Annotated in this window: 15 protein-coding genes and 1 pseudogene; 11 read left to right on the forward strand and 5 right to left on the reverse strand. The window is 61.8% G+C overall.

Features of this window, described 5'->3' with window-relative positions; translation table 11 throughout:
* Nucleotides 1-38 precede the first annotated feature (38 nt).
* Nucleotides 39-704 carry a hypothetical protein gene (locus tag PQ457_RS18450; RefSeq protein WP_273620312.1) on the reverse strand — a complete coding sequence of 222 codons (666 nt, stop codon included), beginning with the start codon at nt 702-704 and terminating at the stop codon, nt 39-41.
* Nucleotides 705-1051: 347 nt separating this feature from the next.
* Here PQ457_RS18450 and PQ457_RS18455 point away from each other — a divergent pair, with 347 nt between their 5' ends.
* On the forward strand, nt 1052-1654 hold the full coding sequence (locus tag PQ457_RS18455) for a sigma-70 family RNA polymerase sigma factor (protein WP_273620313.1): 603 nt from the start codon (nt 1052-1054) through the stop codon (nt 1652-1654).
* 37 nt (nt 1655-1691) lie between these two features.
* Here the strand turns inward: PQ457_RS18455 and PQ457_RS18460 are convergent, their stop codons facing one another.
* The gene (locus PQ457_RS18460) at nt 1692-6011 is read right to left on the reverse strand and encodes a CheR family methyltransferase (RefSeq protein ID WP_273620314.1); all 4320 of its coding nucleotides are present in this window, start codon (nt 6009-6011) and stop codon (nt 1692-1694) included.
* A 307-nt stretch (nt 6012-6318) separates the two neighbouring features.
* Between PQ457_RS18460 and PQ457_RS18465 the strand changes: the two genes are divergently transcribed.
* The 6 genes from PQ457_RS18465 (at nt 6319) to PQ457_RS18490 (ending at nt 11757) form a co-directional block, all read left to right on the forward strand.
* On the forward strand, nt 6319-7536 hold the full coding sequence (locus tag PQ457_RS18465) for a glycosyltransferase family 4 protein (RefSeq protein ID WP_273620315.1): 1218 nt from the start codon (nt 6319-6321) through the stop codon (nt 7534-7536).
* 201 nt (nt 7537-7737) lie between these two features.
* Complete coding sequence (locus PQ457_RS18470; RefSeq protein ID WP_273620316.1) at nt 7738-8061, forward strand: antitoxin Xre/MbcA/ParS toxin-binding domain-containing protein; 324 nt, start codon at nt 7738-7740, stop codon at nt 8059-8061.
* Nucleotides 8052-8291, forward strand: a complete 240-nt coding sequence (locus PQ457_RS18475; protein WP_273620317.1) for a hypothetical protein — start codon at nt 8052-8054, stop codon at nt 8289-8291. The genes PQ457_RS18470 and PQ457_RS18475 overlap by 10 nt, the downstream gene beginning before the upstream one ends.
* 87 nt (nt 8292-8378) lie before the next feature.
* Nucleotides 8379-9742 (forward strand): IS3 family transposase gene (locus PQ457_RS18480; protein ID WP_273620318.1). Its coding sequence is split into 2 segments (ribosomal slippage): nt 8379-8727 and nt 8727-9742, totalling 1365 coding nucleotides; the frame shifts between segments, so codons are not numbered across the junction.
* A 95-nt stretch (nt 9743-9837) separates the two neighbouring features.
* Entirely contained in the window at nt 9838-10524 is a 687-nt protein-coding gene (locus PQ457_RS18485; protein ID WP_273620319.1) for an MFS transporter, read from the forward strand.
* A gap of 261 nt (nt 10525-10785) precedes the next feature.
* Nucleotides 10786-11757, forward strand: coding sequence for a class I SAM-dependent methyltransferase (locus PQ457_RS18490; protein WP_273620320.1), 972 nt, complete (start codon nt 10786-10788; stop codon nt 11755-11757).
* A gap of 237 nt (nt 11758-11994) precedes the next feature.
* Here the strand turns inward: PQ457_RS18490 and PQ457_RS18495 are convergent, their stop codons facing one another.
* Nucleotides 11995-12993: a LysR family transcriptional regulator gene (locus PQ457_RS18495; protein WP_273620321.1), complete on the reverse strand. Its 999-nt coding sequence runs from the start codon at nt 12991-12993 to the stop codon at nt 11995-11997.
* Nucleotides 12994-13124: 131 nt separating this feature from the next.
* Between PQ457_RS18495 and PQ457_RS18500 the strand changes: the two genes are divergently transcribed.
* Genes PQ457_RS18500 through PQ457_RS18510 form a run of 3 tightly spaced genes read left to right on the forward strand, consistent with a single transcriptional unit; the run spans nt 13125 to nt 15925 of the window.
* Nucleotides 13125-14582 (forward strand): NAD-dependent succinate-semialdehyde dehydrogenase, encoded by a 1458-nt coding sequence (locus PQ457_RS18500; protein ID WP_273620322.1) that lies wholly within the window; start codon nt 13125-13127, stop codon nt 14580-14582.
* Nucleotides 14583-14606: 24 nt separating this feature from the next.
* Nucleotides 14607-14945 (forward strand): carboxymuconolactone decarboxylase family protein, encoded by a 339-nt coding sequence (locus PQ457_RS18505; protein ID WP_273620323.1) that lies wholly within the window; start codon nt 14607-14609, stop codon nt 14943-14945.
* On the forward strand, nt 14942-15925 hold the full coding sequence (locus PQ457_RS18510) for an NAD(P)H-quinone oxidoreductase (protein ID WP_273620324.1): 984 nt from the start codon (nt 14942-14944) through the stop codon (nt 15923-15925). The genes PQ457_RS18505 and PQ457_RS18510 overlap by 4 nt, the downstream gene beginning before the upstream one ends.
* 229 nt (nt 15926-16154) lie before the next feature.
* Here the strand turns inward: PQ457_RS18510 and PQ457_RS18515 are convergent, their stop codons facing one another.
* Nucleotides 16155-17396 carry an SGNH/GDSL hydrolase family protein gene (locus PQ457_RS18515; RefSeq protein ID WP_273620325.1) on the reverse strand — a complete coding sequence of 414 codons (1242 nt, stop codon included), beginning with the start codon at nt 17394-17396 and terminating at the stop codon, nt 16155-16157.
* A gap of 292 nt (nt 17397-17688) precedes the next feature.
* On the opposite strand from PQ457_RS18515, the pseudogene PQ457_RS18520 reads away from it, so the two are divergent.
* Nucleotides 17689-17826, forward strand: a pseudogene (locus PQ457_RS18520) (IS3 family transposase); the annotation flags it as partial.
* A 163-nt stretch (nt 17827-17989) separates the two neighbouring features.
* Here the strand turns inward: PQ457_RS18520 and PQ457_RS18525 are convergent.
* On the reverse strand, nt 17990-18769 hold the full coding sequence (locus PQ457_RS18525) for a TIM barrel protein (RefSeq protein WP_273620326.1): 780 nt from the start codon (nt 18767-18769) through the stop codon (nt 17990-17992).
* Nucleotides 18770-19092: the final 323 nt, after the last annotated feature.

A 19092-nucleotide genomic window follows, 5' to 3' on the forward strand; every position in this document is an offset into this window, starting at 1 on the left:
GTTGACAACCTTCCTGAAATCGAGAGGCGAAAAGCGCCTCAATGCTGGCTTGTGGTCACCACGGTAACGGTCTTTCCGGGCCGGATGGCGGCGGCCTTGTGCACAGGCTTGCGCAAGGCGCGATGGCGCATGGGCGCGGCAAGCATGGCGGTTTCATCCTGCTCCACAGTTGTTGTCATCGAGGCAGGTTGCGGGGTTTGCATGGCGCGCAAGGCATCGGTGCGGACATTGGCCGAAACCGCCTCCTGCGTCGCAGCATCGGCGCGTAGGTTGGCCGCATTGCCCATGGCTTCAGCGGAATTGGCCCGCATATTGGCGCTGGCCGCCGATTGCTGGGCGCTGATGGCGGCGTCTTGTGCATCAAGGCGGCGAATCTGCTCGGCCTGCTCGCGGCGATTGTCGCTGCTCACCAGCGCCTGATCGGCCAGTTCACCGGCATGGACAGCGGCGGCCTGCGCTTCCTTCTTGTGGTGATTGTCCAGCAATTGCTGCGCCTCTATCAGCGCCGCCCTCGCCTGCTCCTGCAATTCGGGCGCGCGGCTGTTGGCGCCAACCTTGTCGCCTGCGGCAATCTTGCCGCGCGCCACGGCAATGGCGGCTGCAGCATTGGTCTGATCGCCCGCCATGGCGGAGGATGAAAGCATTCCGGCGCAAAGCAGGACGGTAAAACCAAACCGGCGGGTCAGGTTGAAACGGGTGTTCATGAGATATCTCCTGTTCACGATCACAACGGGGACGCGCGTGAACGATGTCGGATCCGGATGAGGATCCCGGCAGGTCAGCCCCAAAAGGGGCGGCCGTTGATCGACAGGCTAGGCGCACGAAAGCAGCAGCGCGAGCATCGGAAAATACCCAGTGCAGGCAAAACATAGTGGCCGGCAGGTAGATTCCGAAGCTGCCCCAATCGCCTTGAGTCGTTCAGAAACACAGGACGACACCCGCAGGCGCCAGTGCGTGCCTGTCACAAGGAATGGACAATGGGCGAGAGCATCAAAACGACCAATGAAAGTCTGCATTTTGCCGAATTTTCAACACCAGAGTGGGCCAGACGATGACCGCGCGGGTCAGCAGCCCGGTTACGCGAGCTGACGCGGCAAGCTTTGACCGACAGTTTGGCAATCAGATCGTCTCGCTGGTCCCGATGCTACGCCGTTTTGCCCGTCGCCTGTGCGGCCAGCGAGCTATGGCCGAGGATCTGACGCAGGAAGCCATCATGCGCGGTTGGGCCGCACGAGCGACCTTCATCCAGAACACCGATTTGCGGGCCTGGGTTTGCGTGATACTGCGCAACTGCTTTTACACCTCACTGCGTCATGGGAAATGGAGCGCAAGTTGGGATGCCGAACTGGCCGAACATGTGCTGACTGTCCAGCCTGCGCAAGAAGACGCGCTGCTGCTGGACGATGCGATGAAAGCCATCGAGCATCTGTCAAGCGGCCAACGCCAAGCGCTGATGATGGTCGGCATCGAAGGGCTCAGTTATAAAGAAGCGGCTGTTCAATGCAGGTGCGCTCCGGGCACGATCAAGAGCCGGATGGCCCGCGGGCGCCGGGTCATCGCCCAAACCATAGCCGGCCCCGACGATGAGACCATGTTTCAGCGTTGCGCCGGCCGGGATACAAGCTTTGCCACGCTGAGCCGAAAGGGAGCCTGACCCGCGATCTGTCAGCCCCAACGCCGAACCGCGATAATCAGACCTCGCGTTCGGCCACCATCACCAGTCGCGCCAGTTCGGGCAGTGAGTGCACCTTCATCCGCCGCATCAGCGCTGCGCGATGATTTTCCACCGTACGCCGGCTGATGCCCAGATCGCTGGCGATATTCTTGCTGGGATGTCCGGCCAGCACCATTTTCATCACCTCGCGCTGGCGCAAGGTCAGCCCCGCCACAAGCCCCGCGGCGCTTTCGTGGAAAGCATCGACCATCCGTAGATCATGGGATCGAGCCAATGCGCGCGTAATGCTGGCCATCAACGCATCGCTGGACACAGGTTTTTCAATAAAATCGCATGCCCCCATCCGCATGGCCTCGACGGCCGCCCCGATCTCACCGCTGCCCGTAATCAGCATGAGCGGCACATCATCGCCGCCCATGCGCAGGTGATCCAGCAGATCAACCCCGCTGATCCCTGCCAGATGCACATCGGCCAGAATGCAGCCTTCCTGGCCGGGGCGATAGGCCGAGAGAAATGCCTCGGCGCTGTCATAGGTGGCCACTTTGTGACCTGCCCTCTCCAAAAGCTCGCGGATGGCGCACAGGATCTGGGCGTCATCATCGATGACCGAAATAACCGCGTCCGCTTCCTTCGTCGCGACAGGCAAGGTGGGTAATTGGCGCCCGATCCGTTCAATCGCCTCGATCAGTGCGTCGGCATTGACCGGCTTGCTCAGCTGGACGCAATCGCCGCTGGCAATACGGGCCAGCGTATCGGTAGAAATGTCACCGGACAGTATGATGGCCGGCAATGCGCGCCCAAGCCTGGCGCGCATTGCAACAAACAGATCAAGCCCGTTGGCCCCATGCGGAAGATTATAGTCGGTAAGCAGGATATCGGGGCAAAACCTGCCATCGGCCACCTGCTCCAGCGCGCTCTGCGCATTGATTGCACTGCGCACGACATAGCCATGCCCCGCCAGCAATTGGTGGAGCAGATCCAGAACATCGGGCTCATCCTCCACCACCAGAATGCGATAGGAATGGCGAAGTACGGGGCTGGCTCGCGGCGTCGATGGTACGGGGGGCATCCGGTCGGCCGCAGGCGCGCCGTGATGCGGCAATTCTATGGTAAAGACCGAACCCTTGCCCGGAACAGAGCGCACGCGGACCCCATGGCCCAACAGATGGCCCAGCCTTTGCACGATCGACAGGCCAAGCCCCAGCCCCCGGCTGCCATCTTCCGGCGCATGGCCGATCTGGTGAAACTCTTCAAAGATGGTCTTTAACTGGTCGGCCGCAATGCCGATCCCGCTATCCCACACCTCGACCATCAATTTTTCCCCGCGGCGGCGGCAACCCAGCAGGATGCGACCATGGCGGGTATATTTGATCGCATTGCCCAGCAGGTTGCGGATCATCTGTTCCAGCAGATGCGGGTCGGAACGAACCAGCGCCGAACAGGGCGCGATATGCAGGCAAAGGCCGCCCGCCTGCGCCAAAGCGGTAAATTCATCGCGCAGCCGGTCGAGCACCTCGTCGATGGAAAAGGTCTGCAAATGGGCTTCGACGGCGCCGGCCTCGATCTGGTTGATGTCGAGCAGCGTGTCGAGCATCCCAGACATCGCGCCCAATGTCTGGTCAAAGCGGGTCAGAAGCTCTCCGGCCCGCTCGCCCGTGACGGTCTGACGCAACAGGGTTTTGAGCAAGGTGAGTGATTGCAGCGGCTGACGCAGATCGTGGCTTGCGGCGGCCAGAAAGCGCGATTTGGCGATATTGGCGCGTTCGGCCTCCAGCTTGGCCGCCTCAAGCGCGCTGGCGGTGGCCTTGCGTTCGGAAATGTTGGCAAAGGTGATGACGACCCCTTCGACCCGGCCGTCGCGCGCGCGATAGGGAAATATGCGACGCAGGAACCATTCCCCCGCCCGCCCGGCCACTTCGCGTTCAAAGGAAACCTCGTCAGCCACCACCTTTTGCGCGTCCGCCAGCAGATCGGCATCGGGGACCAGCGGCTGAAGATCCTGCAACGGGCGGCCCACATCGCCCGCAATGACCGAAAACAACGTTCGGATCGCGGGGGTGAAGAAACGGATGCGCAGTGCCTTATCAAGGAACAACGTGCCGATGTCGGTGGAATAAAGCACGTTCTGAAGATCGTCAGAGGTCAGGCGCTGGCGGTCGAGCGTTTCCTGAAGCTGGCTGTTGAGCGCGGTCAGTTCCTCGTTGAGGGATTGCAATTCCTCTTTGGAGGTCAGCAATTCCTCATTGGTGGACTGGAACTCCTCGTTGACGGACAGCGCCTCCTCATTGATCGCCTTTTGCTCCTGATGAGCCACTTCCTGGGCCGCCAGCGCGATTTGCAGGTCTGTCTGCGCTGCGGCCAGATCCCGCTCGAGTTCTGCGATGCGGGCATGGACATGGGGGTTGTCGGTCCCCGGCTCGGCATCGGCGGCCGGGCCTGAACGGACGGCTTCCTCCAAAAACACGACCAGCCACAACTCCTCTTCGGCGCCGCCCAGAAAGCGCACCTCGAAACGGAACGAAACCTGCCCTTCCTCGTTCCGTATCCGGGTCAGACCGCCACGGATATGGCGCTGTCCGGCATGGGCCTGTTCCAGCGCCAGACGCAATTTGCCACGCAGCGCAGGCGGCGCCATCGAGAGCAGATCAAGGCTGAAATAACCCGGCGCCAGACGCAAAAACCGCTCGACCCCGCCCATCGAATAAAGACACTGCCTTGCCCGGTTCACCAGCACGGCGGCAGGCGCGAAACCGTCCAGCACCGCGCGGGCGCATAGGTCGGCAAGGCTGGTCTGGCGGTTGAGCGTGCTGACCCTGTCGGGCAGGGACAGGCGCGGCAGGCCCTCGCCAAAGCTGAAAGGAAAGCCCACCTCGCCCGGACGGCTTGGCACAGTATGGCGATAAATGCGCTCGGCCTTGGCCACCAGATCGAAACGGCCGCCGGTCTTGCCGATGGTTTCAGAGGCCCCCAGCAGCAGGATGCCCCCTTCGCGCAGAGCGAAATGGAACAGCGATATCACCCGTCCCTGCGCAGCAGCGTCCAGATAGATCAGCACATTGCGGCAGGATACCATATCCATCCGCGAAAAGGGGGGATCGCTCAGCACATCCTGTACCGAAAACACCACCTGCGCACGTAGATTGGCACTGACGCGATAGCCATAATCATCCCGGCTGAAATAGCGCGCCAGCAGGTCTGGCGGGATGCTCTGCGCGCTGGCCGCAGGATAGACGCCGTCACGGGCAAAGGCGATGGCTTCAGGATCGACATCAGAGGCGAATATCTGCAACTTCGCGCTGCTCTTGGCCACGGCCAGCGCCTCGCTGGTCAGCATGGCCAGAGTATAGGCTTCCTCGCCCGTGCTGCACCCGGCGACCCAGATGCGCAGAGGCCGCCCCGCCGGCAAATGCGCGATCAGATCGGGCAGGATCTCTTTGGCAAGGCGGCCGAACACTTTAGGATCGCGGAAAAAATCCGTGACATTGATGAGCATGTCACGCGCCAGCAGATCCCGTTCGGGCGGCTGCTGGCGCAACAGCGCAAGATAGGCGGCATAATCCCCGCGCGGCAGACTGAGCAGCGACATGCGCCGTTCAATCCGCCGCCCGATAGTCCCGGCTTTATAACCCCGAAAATCATGCGATGTGGTTGCGCCCAGATAAAGGATGATGTCGCCAATGGTCCCGCCCGAGATCTCCTCGGGCGCCTCGCCGGGGGGGGCGGCCTTCATCGCCGGTCCGGCCAGCCCGGACGCAATCCGGGCCAGCGCATCGGGCATCGCGGTCAGCGGCAGCACAAGGTCAACCTGCCCTGTTGCAACCGCGCTGCGGGCCATGCCATCGTAATCGGCCTCGTCGGGCTGCTGGACAATGATATGGCCCCCGGCTGCCTTGAGCGCGACCAGCCCCAGGCTGCCATCCTCGCCGGTTCCCGACAGGACGATGGCGATCGTGCGCGGTCCGCAGACCTGCGCCAGCGAGATGAGCAGCGTATCAAAAGGCAAACGCACACCATGATGCGCACGCGGAACCGAGAGATGCAGAGCACCCCCGCGCAAGGTCATATCGCGTCCCAGCGGAATAACGGTGATAGTATCGGGCAACAGCAAGGCGCCCTCGGTAGCTTCGGCCACCGGCATCGTGGTATGGCGGGTCAGCAATTCAGACATCAGGCTCTTATGGCTGGGTTCCAGATGCTGAACGACGATGAAAACCATGCCAGTATGCGCGGGCAATGCGGCAAACAGGCGCGACACCGCCTCCAGCCCGCCCGCCGAAGCGCCAATGGCAACAATGGTCGGTGCGGCCGACACAGGCTGATCGAAGGTAGCCGTCATATGGGACACTAACACGTGCATCCCCTTATCCTTGCAAACATAATGCCGCCGTCGGCAAAATAAGCGCTGCCTTCGACATCGTCTTGTGCAGACGCAAAGATGGCAAAGGACAAGCCTCGGAAACTACGCAGGCCCGGTCTTTGATCCATGCGCGTAGATTCCGAGACTATCGCGCGCGTCTCCTCAATCTATCCTCCTGCTTTTCACCACCAGCGAGAGAGAGACTGGCATGACCGGAATAATGCCTACCGGAATTTCGGCCCCATTACGACAATCGGAAGGGATCTTGCCCTCCGCCCTGCCCTGGATGCCCGAGCCACGCGGCGGGACGGATTGGAACACCCAGGTGCCGCGCGGCCTGCGTGTGGCGCTGATCGGCAATGCGCTGCCGCGCCAATGCGGGCTGGCCACCTTTACGACCGATCTCGAACAGGCCCTGCACGCAATGCCACAGATCCGGGAAACCGCGATCGTGGCGATGAGCGATCCTGGGCAGGACTATCTCTATCCGCGCAAGGTTTGCCAGATCGTGCGTCAGAACCGGCGCGAAGATTATCACGCAGCGACCGAATTCATCAATGACAAGCGGTTCGATGTCGCCTGCCTCCAGCACGAGTTCGGCATATTCGGCGGCGAAGCGGGTGGCTATATTCTCGATCTTGTCGAACGGCTTGATATGCCGCTGGTGGTCACGCTCCACACCGTGCTTGACCGCCCTACGCCAGCGCAAAGGATGATCATGGCGCGCCTGCTGGATATTGCCGCCTGTGTGGTGGTGATGGTCGGCAAAGGACGCGACATGCTGGTCGAGCATTATGACGCCGATCCCGAGCGGATCGTGGTGATCCCGCATGGCATTCCCGATGTCGAATGGACACTGCCGGCTGCGGCAAAGGCACGGCTGGGCTATAGTGGACAGCGGGTGGTCCTGACCTCTGGCCTGATCGGCCCCGGCAAAGGCGTGGAGACCATGATCGAGGCAATGCCTGCGGTTCTGGCCGCTGTTCCCGATGCGATCTATGTGGTGATGGGAGCCACTCATCCGCACCAGTTGAGAACGGGCCGTGATGCCTATCGGGAATCCCTGATGGCGCTGGTCCGGGATTTGGGGATCGGAAAAAATGTGTCGTTTCTCAACCGCTTTTTCGACCAGTCCGCAATGCTGGACCATATCGGCATGTGCGATGTCTATGTCACGCCCTATCTGCACGAAGCGCAGATGACCTCGGGGGCGCTGGCCCTTTCGCATGGCATCGGTCGTCCGGTGGTTTCCACGCCCTATTGGCATGCCGCGGAATTGCTGGCCGACGGCTCAGGGCATCTGGTGCCGTTTGGCGACACGGTTGCGCTGGGGCGTTGCGTGGCCGATCTGTTGGGGAACGATGCCGCGCGCATGGCTCTGGCCCGCCGGTCCTATGGTGCCAGCCGCCCAACCACATGGGCCAATACGGCGCGGCGCTATGCACATGCCTTTCGGAACGTCTGCGCTCAGGTGGGCTCCACCAACTTCAGGCGCTCCGGCTAAGTGCCGGATCACACCGCGTCGCTGGCCAGCGGGGGGGCAAGCGGCGATCGCGGCATGACCCGACATGTTCCTTATAGAGGCCTTGCCTGCCGGCTTCACGCCTCGGAAACTACGCAGAAAGTTGGCGTCACATCACATGGAACCCGAAATGAACAGCACCTCATCCCCCCCTGCCCGCCCCTCTTTCCAAGGGAGCAAGCCATGACCACAACCGGCAAATCCGCCTATATGCCCTATCGTGGCAACGCGCACTGGTTGAAAGGAGCCTCGCCACTTACCGCTCAGTATCTGGAACGGCAAAGCCTGATCGCCAACCTTGCCTATATGCTTTTCGGCAACAGGGATCATGCGATAGCTTTTCTGAATGCGCATAATGCCTCGCTGGGGGCCAAACCCCTCGATTTGGCCGGCGACAGCACGGAGGGATACGCGGCGGTCCATGGTGAGATCCTGCGACAGGCGCCGCGCAAAGCCGAAGCCCTTCCCTTCGATACAGCCATCATCAAGGACCCCTTATGCCCATAGAAGCCACCGATCTGGAACGCCGTGTGCTGGCCCACGAGCGTATTTTGCAAGCCCTCATCCGGCACCTTGCCGAGGGCGACCCGAATATATTCGCTAGGCTCAAGAATACCTTCGGCACTGGCCACGATCTGGGCGAGCATGATCATGACCATGTCTCGACCAACCAATATGGCGATCAATTCATCAGATCCATCGAAGCGGCCGTGGCAAGAGGCTCTGATGTGAGATAATATGTCCCCCGTCAGCGCCTTTGGCACAGATTAGGGGTTGAGATTTGAGGAGGGTATGGGCTTCGTCGTAGTGACGAAGGAACGCAGATGAAGCCCATACCCTCCTCGAGAAAATCGCCAGCCAAGGCCCCTGCCGAGCAGGTGGTGAAGGACATCCGCCGCCAGACCCGCCGGCATTTCTCCGCTGAAGACAAGATCCGTATCGTGCTCGATGGCCTGCGTGGCGAGGCCAGCATCGCCGAGTTGTGCCGCAAGGAAGGCATCGCCCAGAGCCTGTATTACACCTGGTCAAAAGAGTTCATGGAAGCCGGGAAGCGCCGATTGGCGGGCGACACTGCCCGCGCCGCGACCAGCGGCGAAGTGCAGGACCTGCTGCGCGAGACCCGTGCCCTGAAGGAATGCGTGGCCGATCTGACGCTGGAGAACCGCCTGCTCAAAAAAAGCATGATCGCGGATGGGGGCGACGAGGAATGAGGTATCCCGCGTCCGAGAAACTTGAGATCATCAGGCTTGTCGAGCAGTCGCACCTGCCCGCCAGACAGACCTTGGATCAGTTGGGCATCGCCCGGCGGACCTTCTACCGCTGGTATGATCGTTTCCTCGAAGGCGGTCCTGAGGCGCTGACGGACAGGCCTTCGGCGCCCGGCCGGGTGTGGAACCGCATTGGCGCAGACATCCAGGGCCAGATCGTCGAGATGGCGCTGGAGCAGACTGAACTTTCCCCACGCGAACTGGCCGTGCGCTTCACCGACGAGAAGCGCTATTTCGTATCCGAGGCAACCGTTTACCGCCTTTTGAAGGCTCACGACCTGATCACCAGCCCGGCCTATGTCGTGATCAAGGCCGCCGAGGCCTTCCACACCAAAACCACCCGGCCCAACGAGATGTGGCAAACCGATTTTACCTATTTCAAGATCATCGGCTGGGGCTGGATGTACCTGTCCACCGTGCTGGATGACTTCTCCCGCTACATCATCGCCTGGAAGCTGTGCACCAACATGCGCGCCCAGGACGTCACCGACACGCTCGACCTGGCTCTGGCCGCCTCGGGTTGTGACAGCGCCAGAGTGCTCCACAAGCCACGCCTGCTCAGCGACAATGGCCCCAGCTACATCGCCGAGGAACTGGCTCAGTACATCAAGGCCCGCGACATGAGCCATGTGCGCGGAGCCCCGATGCATCCACAAACCCAGGGCAAGATCGAGCGCTGGCACCAGACCCTGAAAAACCGCATCCTGCTGGAGAACTATTTCCTGCCCGGCGACCTCGAAAACCAGATCGCGGCCTTCATCGAGCATTACAATCACCAGCGCTATCACGAGAGCTTGAAGAACGTGACACCCGCTGACGCCTACTTCGGAAGGGCGCAAGCCATCATCAAACAGCGCGAAACCATCAAGCGACAGACCATCGAACATCGACGCTTGCAACACCGCAAGCTCGCCGCCTAAAACCAAACCCCAGACGAGGCCCACTCTCCGTTAATTTACGACGCCTGATGTGCCAAATGTTCTGACGACGGACAGTGGCTTCCGTCACCTATGCGATGAGCTTTGCCGCCTATTTCGCGACGGTCGTCCTGATCCCACTCTGGCTTCAGCAGAATATGGGCTATACCGCGACCTGGGCAGGTTATGCGACGGGCATCATGGGGATCTTCGCGGTGCTTTCCTCACCGGCCATCGGCGCGGCGGCGGCCAAGATGGATCTTCGACTGCTCATCTCCATCGGGATCGCGGGCATGGCGCTCATCTCGCTTTGGCGCACCGCCTTCACGCCGGATATGACCTTTCTGCAGATGGCCTGGCCCATGCTGCTGACCGGCCCCTTCCTGATGATGTTCTTCATCCCCGTCACCGGCCTGTGCATCGCCAGCGTTGAACCGCATGAACATGCCGACGCCGCCGGCATTTCCAATTTTCTGCGCACGCTGGCCGCCGCCTTTGCCACCTCGCTTGTCCAGACGGGTTGGACCAATGCTGCGCGGTTCAATCAAGCCGAACTGGTTGGAGCCATGCAGCAGGGCCCTTCAACGATTGATGCGTTGGTCGCGTCGGGCCAAGCGCCCGAAACGGCAGTCGCCTTGCTGACCAATACCGTTGAAAGTCAGAGCGTGATGCTCGCCACACTCAACATGTTCGCCGTGGTGGCACTGTGCCTTGCCTTCACCGGGGTGTTGATCTGGCTGGCACCCAAGCCCCAAGGTCCAATCGATACAAGCGGCGGGCATTGAGGTGGAGGTTCGCCGAAGCGTCAGATTCGGTCGAGGTGGCCCGAATAATCTTACTCAAGCTTTATTCGCGCTGGCCAGTCAGGTTCGTTTACCACCGACATCTATTAGAATGGCTGGTGCAGGGTTTGAATTTCAGATCACTGTCGCGTCGCGTAACATAACCTGATGCATGGTGCATTGGTGGTCAGCGGCTCTCAATTTTGCGAATGGCAAGTTTCAGCGTGACCTGACATTCCTCCTGCCGTGTCGGAACGGCGAGAGTTGGTCGCGGCCGGTCACAGCGCTATCACCATCAAACTGATGGCTATGGTGCGCCGAGGGTCTTTGTTGCTCCAAAAGCCCAGCCTGGACTTATCGCAGCGCGGAACATATCAGGGAAGCCAGCTTCGAAGAGGTCATACGATGGCGGCCACCCAATCTCCATCCAGTCAAACCTGGGCCGAAACGCGCGGTGTGAAATGGCGCGATCAGCTTGATCCGATGGAGGCCATGCTTGCCCCCATCGATGCCCCGTTGATCGCGGCGCTGGATCTCACCGGGCGCTTGCGGATCGCGGAGATCGGGGCGGGCGGCGGCGCCACAACGCGCGCCATTGCCGCCGCCGCCACGCCGGGCAGCATGATCGAGGGTTTTGATATCTCGCCGGATCTGGTCGAAGCGGCCAAAGCCCGGACGGGCAGCATCGCGCGCTTCACCCTTGCCGATGTCGCCAGTTTCCGGCCCGCAGAAAGGTTTGATCGTCTCGCATCGCGCTTCGGGGTTATGTTCTTCGAGGCGCCGGAACAGGCCTTCGCCAATCTGCACCACTGGCTGCAGCCGGGCGGAACGCTGGCCTTCGCGGTTTGGGGATCCGGCAAAGAGGTGACCTTTATGGCCGGCGTGCGAGAGGCGGTGGCGGCAGTGATCGATCTGCCACAGCCCGATCCGGATGCGCCCGGACCCTGCCGCTATGGCGACCCATCAAGGTTGCTGGCGCTGCTGAACACCGCCGGGTTTCGCGATTGCGCCGCCAAAACCTGGCGCGGCGACCTGCAGGTCGGCGGCGGGATGGCGCCCGATGCGGCGGCAGAATTTCTCCTTGCATCCTCGTCTGCGGCCGGGCCGCTGGCCGACGCAGGAGTTCGCGAACAGGCCCAGGCACATGCCCGTATGGCTGCGGTCTGCACCGCCAACTTGCGCGATGGCGCCGTCTGGATGTCAGCGCGCGTGGAAATCATCACCGCCACGGCCTGAACGGTGCAATGTTCTGGCCGCAGAGCCGGATTGGAGTAACACGATCAGCATGGCAGATTGCCCGAGACCGGTCCGAATAGTTGCCAACGCTTTGCCAAATGCCGCCTTCAGAGCCGCCGTTCACGCCCCACATTCCCGGGGTCGGAACCTGTCCTATGTTCACGTGAGTCAAGAGCGACGGAAACGTTGCTCCATTTCATCACCAATGATCCGCTTGTTCTACTGTTCCGCACTGGGTCATGCGTTCGTTGGCAATTCGAGCATGGTGGGAGCGAGCCTGAAAGAGGGCACTGCCGCTAATTGCGCCTCGGTTGGCTGATGGTCATGCGCCCAGACCGGCGGCGACCCGATATGGCCGCGCAGCGCCGCCATGAAAACGGCGAGGCGGGCGCTGGGCTTGGGCAGCGCGCGCAGCACATAGATCCCGGCATCGCCCTCCGGTGCGATCACGTCATGCGGCAGTTTTTGCAGCAACCCGGCGCGCACATCCGGCCCGACCACCCATTCCGGCAGAAGCGCGATGCCGATCCCCCGCAGCGCCGCCTGACGAAGCGCCTCGAAATCATCACAGCGAAACACGGTCCGCGCGCTGGGCAATTCAGCCGTGGAACAGCCCAGCACATGGCGCCAGCCCAGCAGGTCGGGCCCATGCAGCTTGTCGATCAGGCGATGTTCGCTGATTTCCTCGCGGGCGGGAATGCCGTGCTTGGCCAGATAGGCCGGCTCTGCCACCAGCAGGCGGCGATCGGACGCGATCTTGCTGGAAATCAGCGTGCTGTCGGCCAGGTGGCCGATGCGGATCACCGCATCCAGCCGCTCCATCACTGGATCGGCCAGGCGCTCGGTCAGGTCCAGCTCGATGCTGAAATCGGGGTGCTGCTCCATCAGCGCATGGGCGATGGGGATAACATAGCGTTTGCCAAAAGTGGGGAAACAGGCGAGCCGGAGAACGCCCGTCACCGCATCGTCGAGCCCCAGCACTTCGGCGCGCAGATCGACCAGTTCATCCAGAATGGGCTGGCCGCGTTCGAACACCACGCGCCCTGCATCCGTCAAGGCCAGCGCGCGGGTGGAACGCACGAAAACCGCCGTGCCCAGTCCGGCCTCCAACGCGTCGATTTGCCGCACGATGGCCGATGGCGTGACATTGCGCCGCCGCGCCGCGCCCGAAAAGCTGCCCGCGCGCACGACATCGACAAAGACGGAGAGGTGTTCGGCAAAACGGGGATCTTTCACCTTTGCGATTTTGGCACAGGCGTTTCGAGCAGGCAATGGATTATCGCAAAGCCCCAAGGGGTTTAGATCCATGGGCACACCGCAGGACGGTGTTTCGGGGTTCCCTCACCCCGCCCCCAAGGAGATAATCCATGCATGCTGTTCGCACCCCGGTCGAGGACCGGTTCGATGACCTGTATCTGTATATCGACGGCGAATGGGTGGAGGCGGGCAACCGCGACACCTCGCCCGTGATCAATCCGGCCAATGGCCGCGTGGTGGGCCGCGTGCCCCATGCCACGCATGAGGATGTGGAGCGCGCCCTGAGCGCCACGCAGCGCGCCTTTGGTGTGTGGAGCCGCACCCCCGCCTATGACCGCGCCAAGGTGCTCAAGCGCGCCGCCGAACTGATCCGCCGGCGCGCCGCCCATATCGAGTGGCTGATGACCACCGAACAGGGCAAGGCCTTGAGCGAGGCGAAGTATGAAGTGGCCAGCGCCGCCGATTATTTCGAATGGTTCGCCGAACAGGGCAAGCGCACCTATGGCCGCATCGTCCCCTCGCGCCGCGCCGAGGTGCAGCAGTTGGTCAAGCGCCAGCCCATCGGCCCGGTGGCGGCCTTTACCCCCTGGAATTTCCCGGCCATCACCCCGGCGCGCAAACTGGCCGCCGCGCTGGCCGCCGGATGCTCGGTCATCATCAAGCCGGGCGAGGAATGCCCCGCCACGGCTCTGGCCATCGGCCGCGCGCTGGAGGATGCGGGCCTGCCCAAGGGCGTGGTGCAGATCCTTTTCGGTGTTCCCGCCGACATCAGCGCGCATCTGATCGCCTCGCCCATTATCCGCAAAGTGACTTTCACCGGGTCGGTGCCGGTCGGACGCCTGCTGGCCGCGCAGGCCGCGCAGGGCGTCAAGCCGATCACGCTGGAGCTGGGCGGCCACGGGCCAGTGCTGGTGTTCAAGGATGCCGATCTGGATGCGGCGGCGACCCTTGGCGCGGCCAACCGCTTTCGCGGCACCGGGCAGATCTGCATCTCCTCTACCCGCTTTCTGGTCCAGCAGGACAATCTGGAGGAATTCACGCAGAAATTCGTGGCGGCGACCAAGGCCCTGAAGGTCGGCGATGGCCATGATCCGGCCACGCAGGTCGGCCCGCTCTCCAACCCCCGGCAAGTGGCCAAGACGCAGGCGCTGATCGAGGATGCCGTGGCGCGCGGCGCGCGCGTGCTGACGGGCGGCAAGCCCATCCCCGGCCCCGGCTTTTTCTTCGAACCCACCGTGCTCACCGATGTGCCGCTCGATGCGCGCGTGATGCAGGAGGAACCCTTCGGCCCCATCGCCATCATCCGCCCCTTTGCCACCTTCGAGGACGGCATCGAGGAGGCCAACCGGCTGCCCTACGCCTTGGGCGCCTATGTCTTCACACGCGATGCGCAGACCGCGATCCGCGCAGGCGACGAACTGGAGGCCGGGATGATCGGCATCAACCATTTCAGCATGATCGTTTCCGAACTGCCCTTCGGCGGCTTCAAGGAGAGCGGTTACGGCTCGGAAGGCGGCGAGGAAGGCATCGACAATTACCTCGTCACCAAATTCATCAGCCAGATCTGACCCACCCTGTTCAGGAGATCCCCCATGTCCGCCATCGATTTTACCAGCCCGCGCGAGGCCGCCCGCGCCTTTACCCCCCAATTGACCCAATTTGTCGAACAGCCGCTCTATTCGCAGGTCTGGAACGATCCTGCCCTGTCCCGGCGGGACCGCAGCCTCGCTACCGTCGCCGCGCTGATCACGCTTCACGCCGAGCACGAGCTCCCCGCCCATCTCAAGCGCGCCATGGACAATGGCGTGACCAAGGAGGAGCTGGGCGCCCTGATCACGCATCTCTCGTTCTACGCCGGTTTCCCCGCCGCCATCACGGCTTCGGCCATCGCCGCGGCCACATTGGGCGCCCAGACGGGAGACGGGCAATGAAGGCGATCCAGTTCGATGCCTTTGGCGATGCCGATGTGCTGCAAATTCGTGAAGTGCCAGAGCCCGTGCTGCGCCCCACGGACCTGTTGGTGAAGGTTGCCGCTGCCGGGATCAACCGGGCGGACCTGAGCTTTCGCAACGGATTTTACGGCTGGGCCGATTTCGGGGATTCGCCCCTGATTGGCCTCGAAATGGCGGGCGAAGTGGTGGCCGTGGGCCGCGATGTGCCCGGCTACAAGGTAGGCGACCGGGTGATGGGCATTACCGGCGGCGGCGCCTATGCCGAACTGGCCCGCCTTGATTACCGCATGGCGCTGCCCGTGCCCGACAATCTGGATCTGGTCGAGGCGGCGGGCATCATGGAGGTCTTTGTCACCGCCCATGAGGCGCTGATCCATCTGGCCGGACTGCAACCGGGCGAATGGGCGCTGGTCCATGCCGCTTCGGGCGGGGTCGGTTCGGCGGCGGTGCAATTGGCCAAGGCGCGCGGGGGCCAGGTGATCTTTACCGCGCCGGGCGCCCGGATCGACAAGGTGAAAGCCATCGGCGGCGATGTCGGCGTGGATTACAAAACGCAGGATTTCGCCCGGATCGTGGCCGAAATCACCGAAGGGCGCGGCGTGGATGTGATCGTCGATTTCATCGGCGCGCCCAATCTGGAGCGCAATATTCGGTCCATGAACTATGGCGGTCGCCTGGTGCAGGTGGGCATCATGGGCGGCGTAGCAGATGCAAAACTGCCGCTTGATCTCCTGCTCTACCGGCATCTGCGCATCATCGGCACGGTGATGAAATCGCGCGATCAGGCGGTGAAACATGCCATGGTCCAACGCTTTGGTGAGGCATGGCTGGGGCATTTCGCCAATGGTTCCATCCGCCCAGTGATCGACAGCAGCTACTCTCTTGATCAGGCTCCCGAAGCTCATTGCCGGATGGAAACCGGCGCCAGCTTCGGCAAGATCATCCTGCGAGTGCCGTGACTCGATGACGGCAGAGGGGCCGGTGTTTGCTGCGCCGGTCCCGAAACCTTGTTCGCCCGTTTGGATCGCGATGGCTGTAGATGCCGTCAGCTCGTAGGGCCCCGGTAGGGGTAGCGCCGCCGTAGCCGACGTTCTGGCGCCAAAAATGTTTCATTCACACCTGCCATAGGTTCATTGGCCAAAACGCTTGCGGCATACCGCATCATCTCCCTCTTTACAGCGATCGACGTCAGGGAAAGAGCGAGAGGTCAATGCCATGGCCCATGGCCTGATGCCCCTTATCGCTGGGGTGCAGATGATCGCCTGAGTCGAACTCGGGCTTGAACTGCGTCGGCTTGGCCGGATCGCGTACCATGGCTTCAAAATCGATCACCGCGTCCGGCTCGTGCGATGTGCGGATCCAGTGGTTGACTGCGTCGCGCATCGCCATTTTGGCCGGGGTTGAGGTGAGAGGATCAAAGGGGTTGGGCGTCAGCGTGCCGAGATAGATCTTCACCGAGCGGGCATGGGCTCGCGCGATGATCTGGCGGTAGCCGGCGATGAGTTCCTCTGCCGTGATGTCCGGGTAATCGCCAAACAGACTGTGGCCGGAGAAGTTGATGTCGTTGATGCCTTCAAGCAGGATGAGATGTTTCAAGCCATCAATCCGCAACGCATCCCGATCCAGCCGTGCCATGCTGGCCGCACCCCACCCCGGCGAAAGCACCCGGTTGCCCGCGATCCCGGCATTCAACACCGTATAGCGCCCGCCGCCCTTGCGCGCCGCCAGCCTGCGCGCCAGCACTTCGGGCCAGCCATGCAGGGCATCGGGTCTGTCCTTGTTGCCATCGGTGATGGAATCGCCCAGCGCGACAATGACATGGGGCGGCGCTTCGCTCAGCACTGAAACGCCGGTGACCAGCGGCCTGCCCCTCATCGGGGCTGCCTGATCAAGCGCGGTTCGCATGGCCTGATTGCCCGGAGCAACCACGAAACCAGCCCCGCCGCGCCCTTCGTTCATCATGGGCGAGGCCAGCGCGGCGCTCACCATCAGCTCTGCGCCTTGCTTGACCGCCAGATCGACGGGATCGCTCAGAACGGGCGCGCCAACCGGGATCGTCACGCCGGCGGCGCCTCCGAATGTCAAGGCGTGCAGCGAGCCAAGGCGGGCGGCGAAAGCATCGCCTGCCACGCCGATCGAGGCCGCGCTCAAACGCAGCGGCGCGGTGCCCTCCTCATTCGAGAGCCTGATGCGCAGCTTGCTTCCGGCCGCCTGCACGGTGATGCGATAGCGGACCGTGCCGGAAACCGGCAGGGGCGTCAGTTCGAGGCGCAATTTGTCTGCCGGCAAGTGCCAGTGCTCGGCGGCAAATTTGACGAAGCTTTCCGATGCCGCTTCGTAAGTGGCTGGGCTGGACTCAAACGCCTCTCGCCACACGGGCTTGGCCTGCGCCGCACCGCTTGATATCGCCAAAACCATGGCGCTGGCCATGCACCGCTTCCACCCGTTTATGAGCACGGAACCCTCTCCAAAAATAGTATTGTTATTCTAATGTTGCCCAAACGGAGGCTGCCGTCAATTCGCGGGCCAGCGTGAAAAATGCAAAATGGCGAAAGCCTTCGAAAACCCCGCAACCATACGCTTTCGGACCGTTAGTCCTCCGTCTATAATGGTGATTGGCTTCCCGCAGACCCATAACTCCGCCTCCGCCGCCATTCCTGACGTTCAGGCCCCTTGGCTGGAGCGCCGGAACCGGTCGCTGGTCTATGTCATCGCAGCGCGCTGGAAGGCCGCCACCATTGAGCAATTCGTCAAAGAGGCTGACGCTTATATCCATTGCTACAATGAGAAGCGGATCAAGATATCTCTTGGTTCCCTCAGTCCAATCGACTACCGAAAAAGTCTTGGCTTTAGCGTATAACAATCGGTCCAAGTTTTCATCCGCACCCGACCCTGGTCAACTCTCAGTGTCAATCAACAAGTAGAAGTCTTTCATCGTCCCCGGATATCTCCTCAATAGCTGTCTTCCATTCAACTCTTCCGAAAATCCCTCTGGGAAACCTGGGATGCCTTATCGCAGTGTTTCATGCATCGGCGCAGAGCTGTTGTATGTAGGCCAACGCGTTGGCAGTGGGCGCTTTGGTTGGCTTGAGCTCAAGCCCGATCAAACCCTTATATTCGAGTTCTTTCAACAAGGCGAGTTGCGCCGGCCAGTCGATTGTGCCGGAACCCGGCTCTCCCCGGCCAGGGACGTCGCCAATCTGAATGTGGTCTGCAAGATGGATGACGCGCGGCAGTTCTTTAGCCGGATCTTCCCCTTCCACGACTGAGTGATAAAGATCGTAGATCAGCCTGACGTGCGGCGAGGAGAGCATTTCCACGACACAGGCGCTGTCCTGTGTTGTCGAACACAGGACGCCGGGATGATCATGGCGCGTATTGGCCGATTCCAGATAAATCGTGACGCCGAGTTCCTCTGCGATCGGCAGCAGCCGCACCAGCGCATCAGCGAAAATGCGCAGCTGGACCGGGCGGGTCAGCCATGGAACCGCGCGTCCCGATGTCACCACCACATTGCGGCAACCCAAAAAGAGCGCGTCTTGCGCCGCCTTGCGGAAGATATTGCAAAAGCCCTCATGCGTTTGCGGATCGACCAACTGGGTTACATAATCTGCGACCGTGCTGACAAGCTGCACCCCATTGCGCGCCAATGCGTCACGAATTGCGTGAAGATCGCGCCCGTTCAGCAGGAACAGTTCCACGTAACGAAACCCGGCGGCGGCAGCGGCATCGATTCTCTGCTCTATGGTTTCACCGGCATCCTGGAATGCATATTCAAGATTGACTGAAATTTCGAAGGGCATGCTCTACCTCGCTTGAGGGCGCGCATCGGCGCGGATGTCATTGATGGATTAAAGACCTGAGCCAATGGGGTGCCCCGACGCACGCCTTCTCCCAAAACCGTGGACGTGGCCGCTCCAAAGCCTTTTTGAAGCGATCCAAATCGGCAACCGACCGCCCTATTTAAACGTCGTTTATTTTGACTCCCGCGCCCGGTCAAGTCCCATTCCCGGGCGTATCGCGCGGATGAGCGCCCATAAAGGGCCGGATGAGGCCGACCCTCATCAGAATGGCAGGCCCCCGTTCGCTAGGCCCGCCCTCGCGCCGCAATTTACAGGTTCGAATG

The sequence above is a fragment of the Novosphingobium humi genome (assembly GCF_028607105.1).
Taxonomy (GTDB): domain Bacteria; phylum Pseudomonadota; class Alphaproteobacteria; order Sphingomonadales; family Sphingomonadaceae; genus Novosphingobium; species Novosphingobium humi.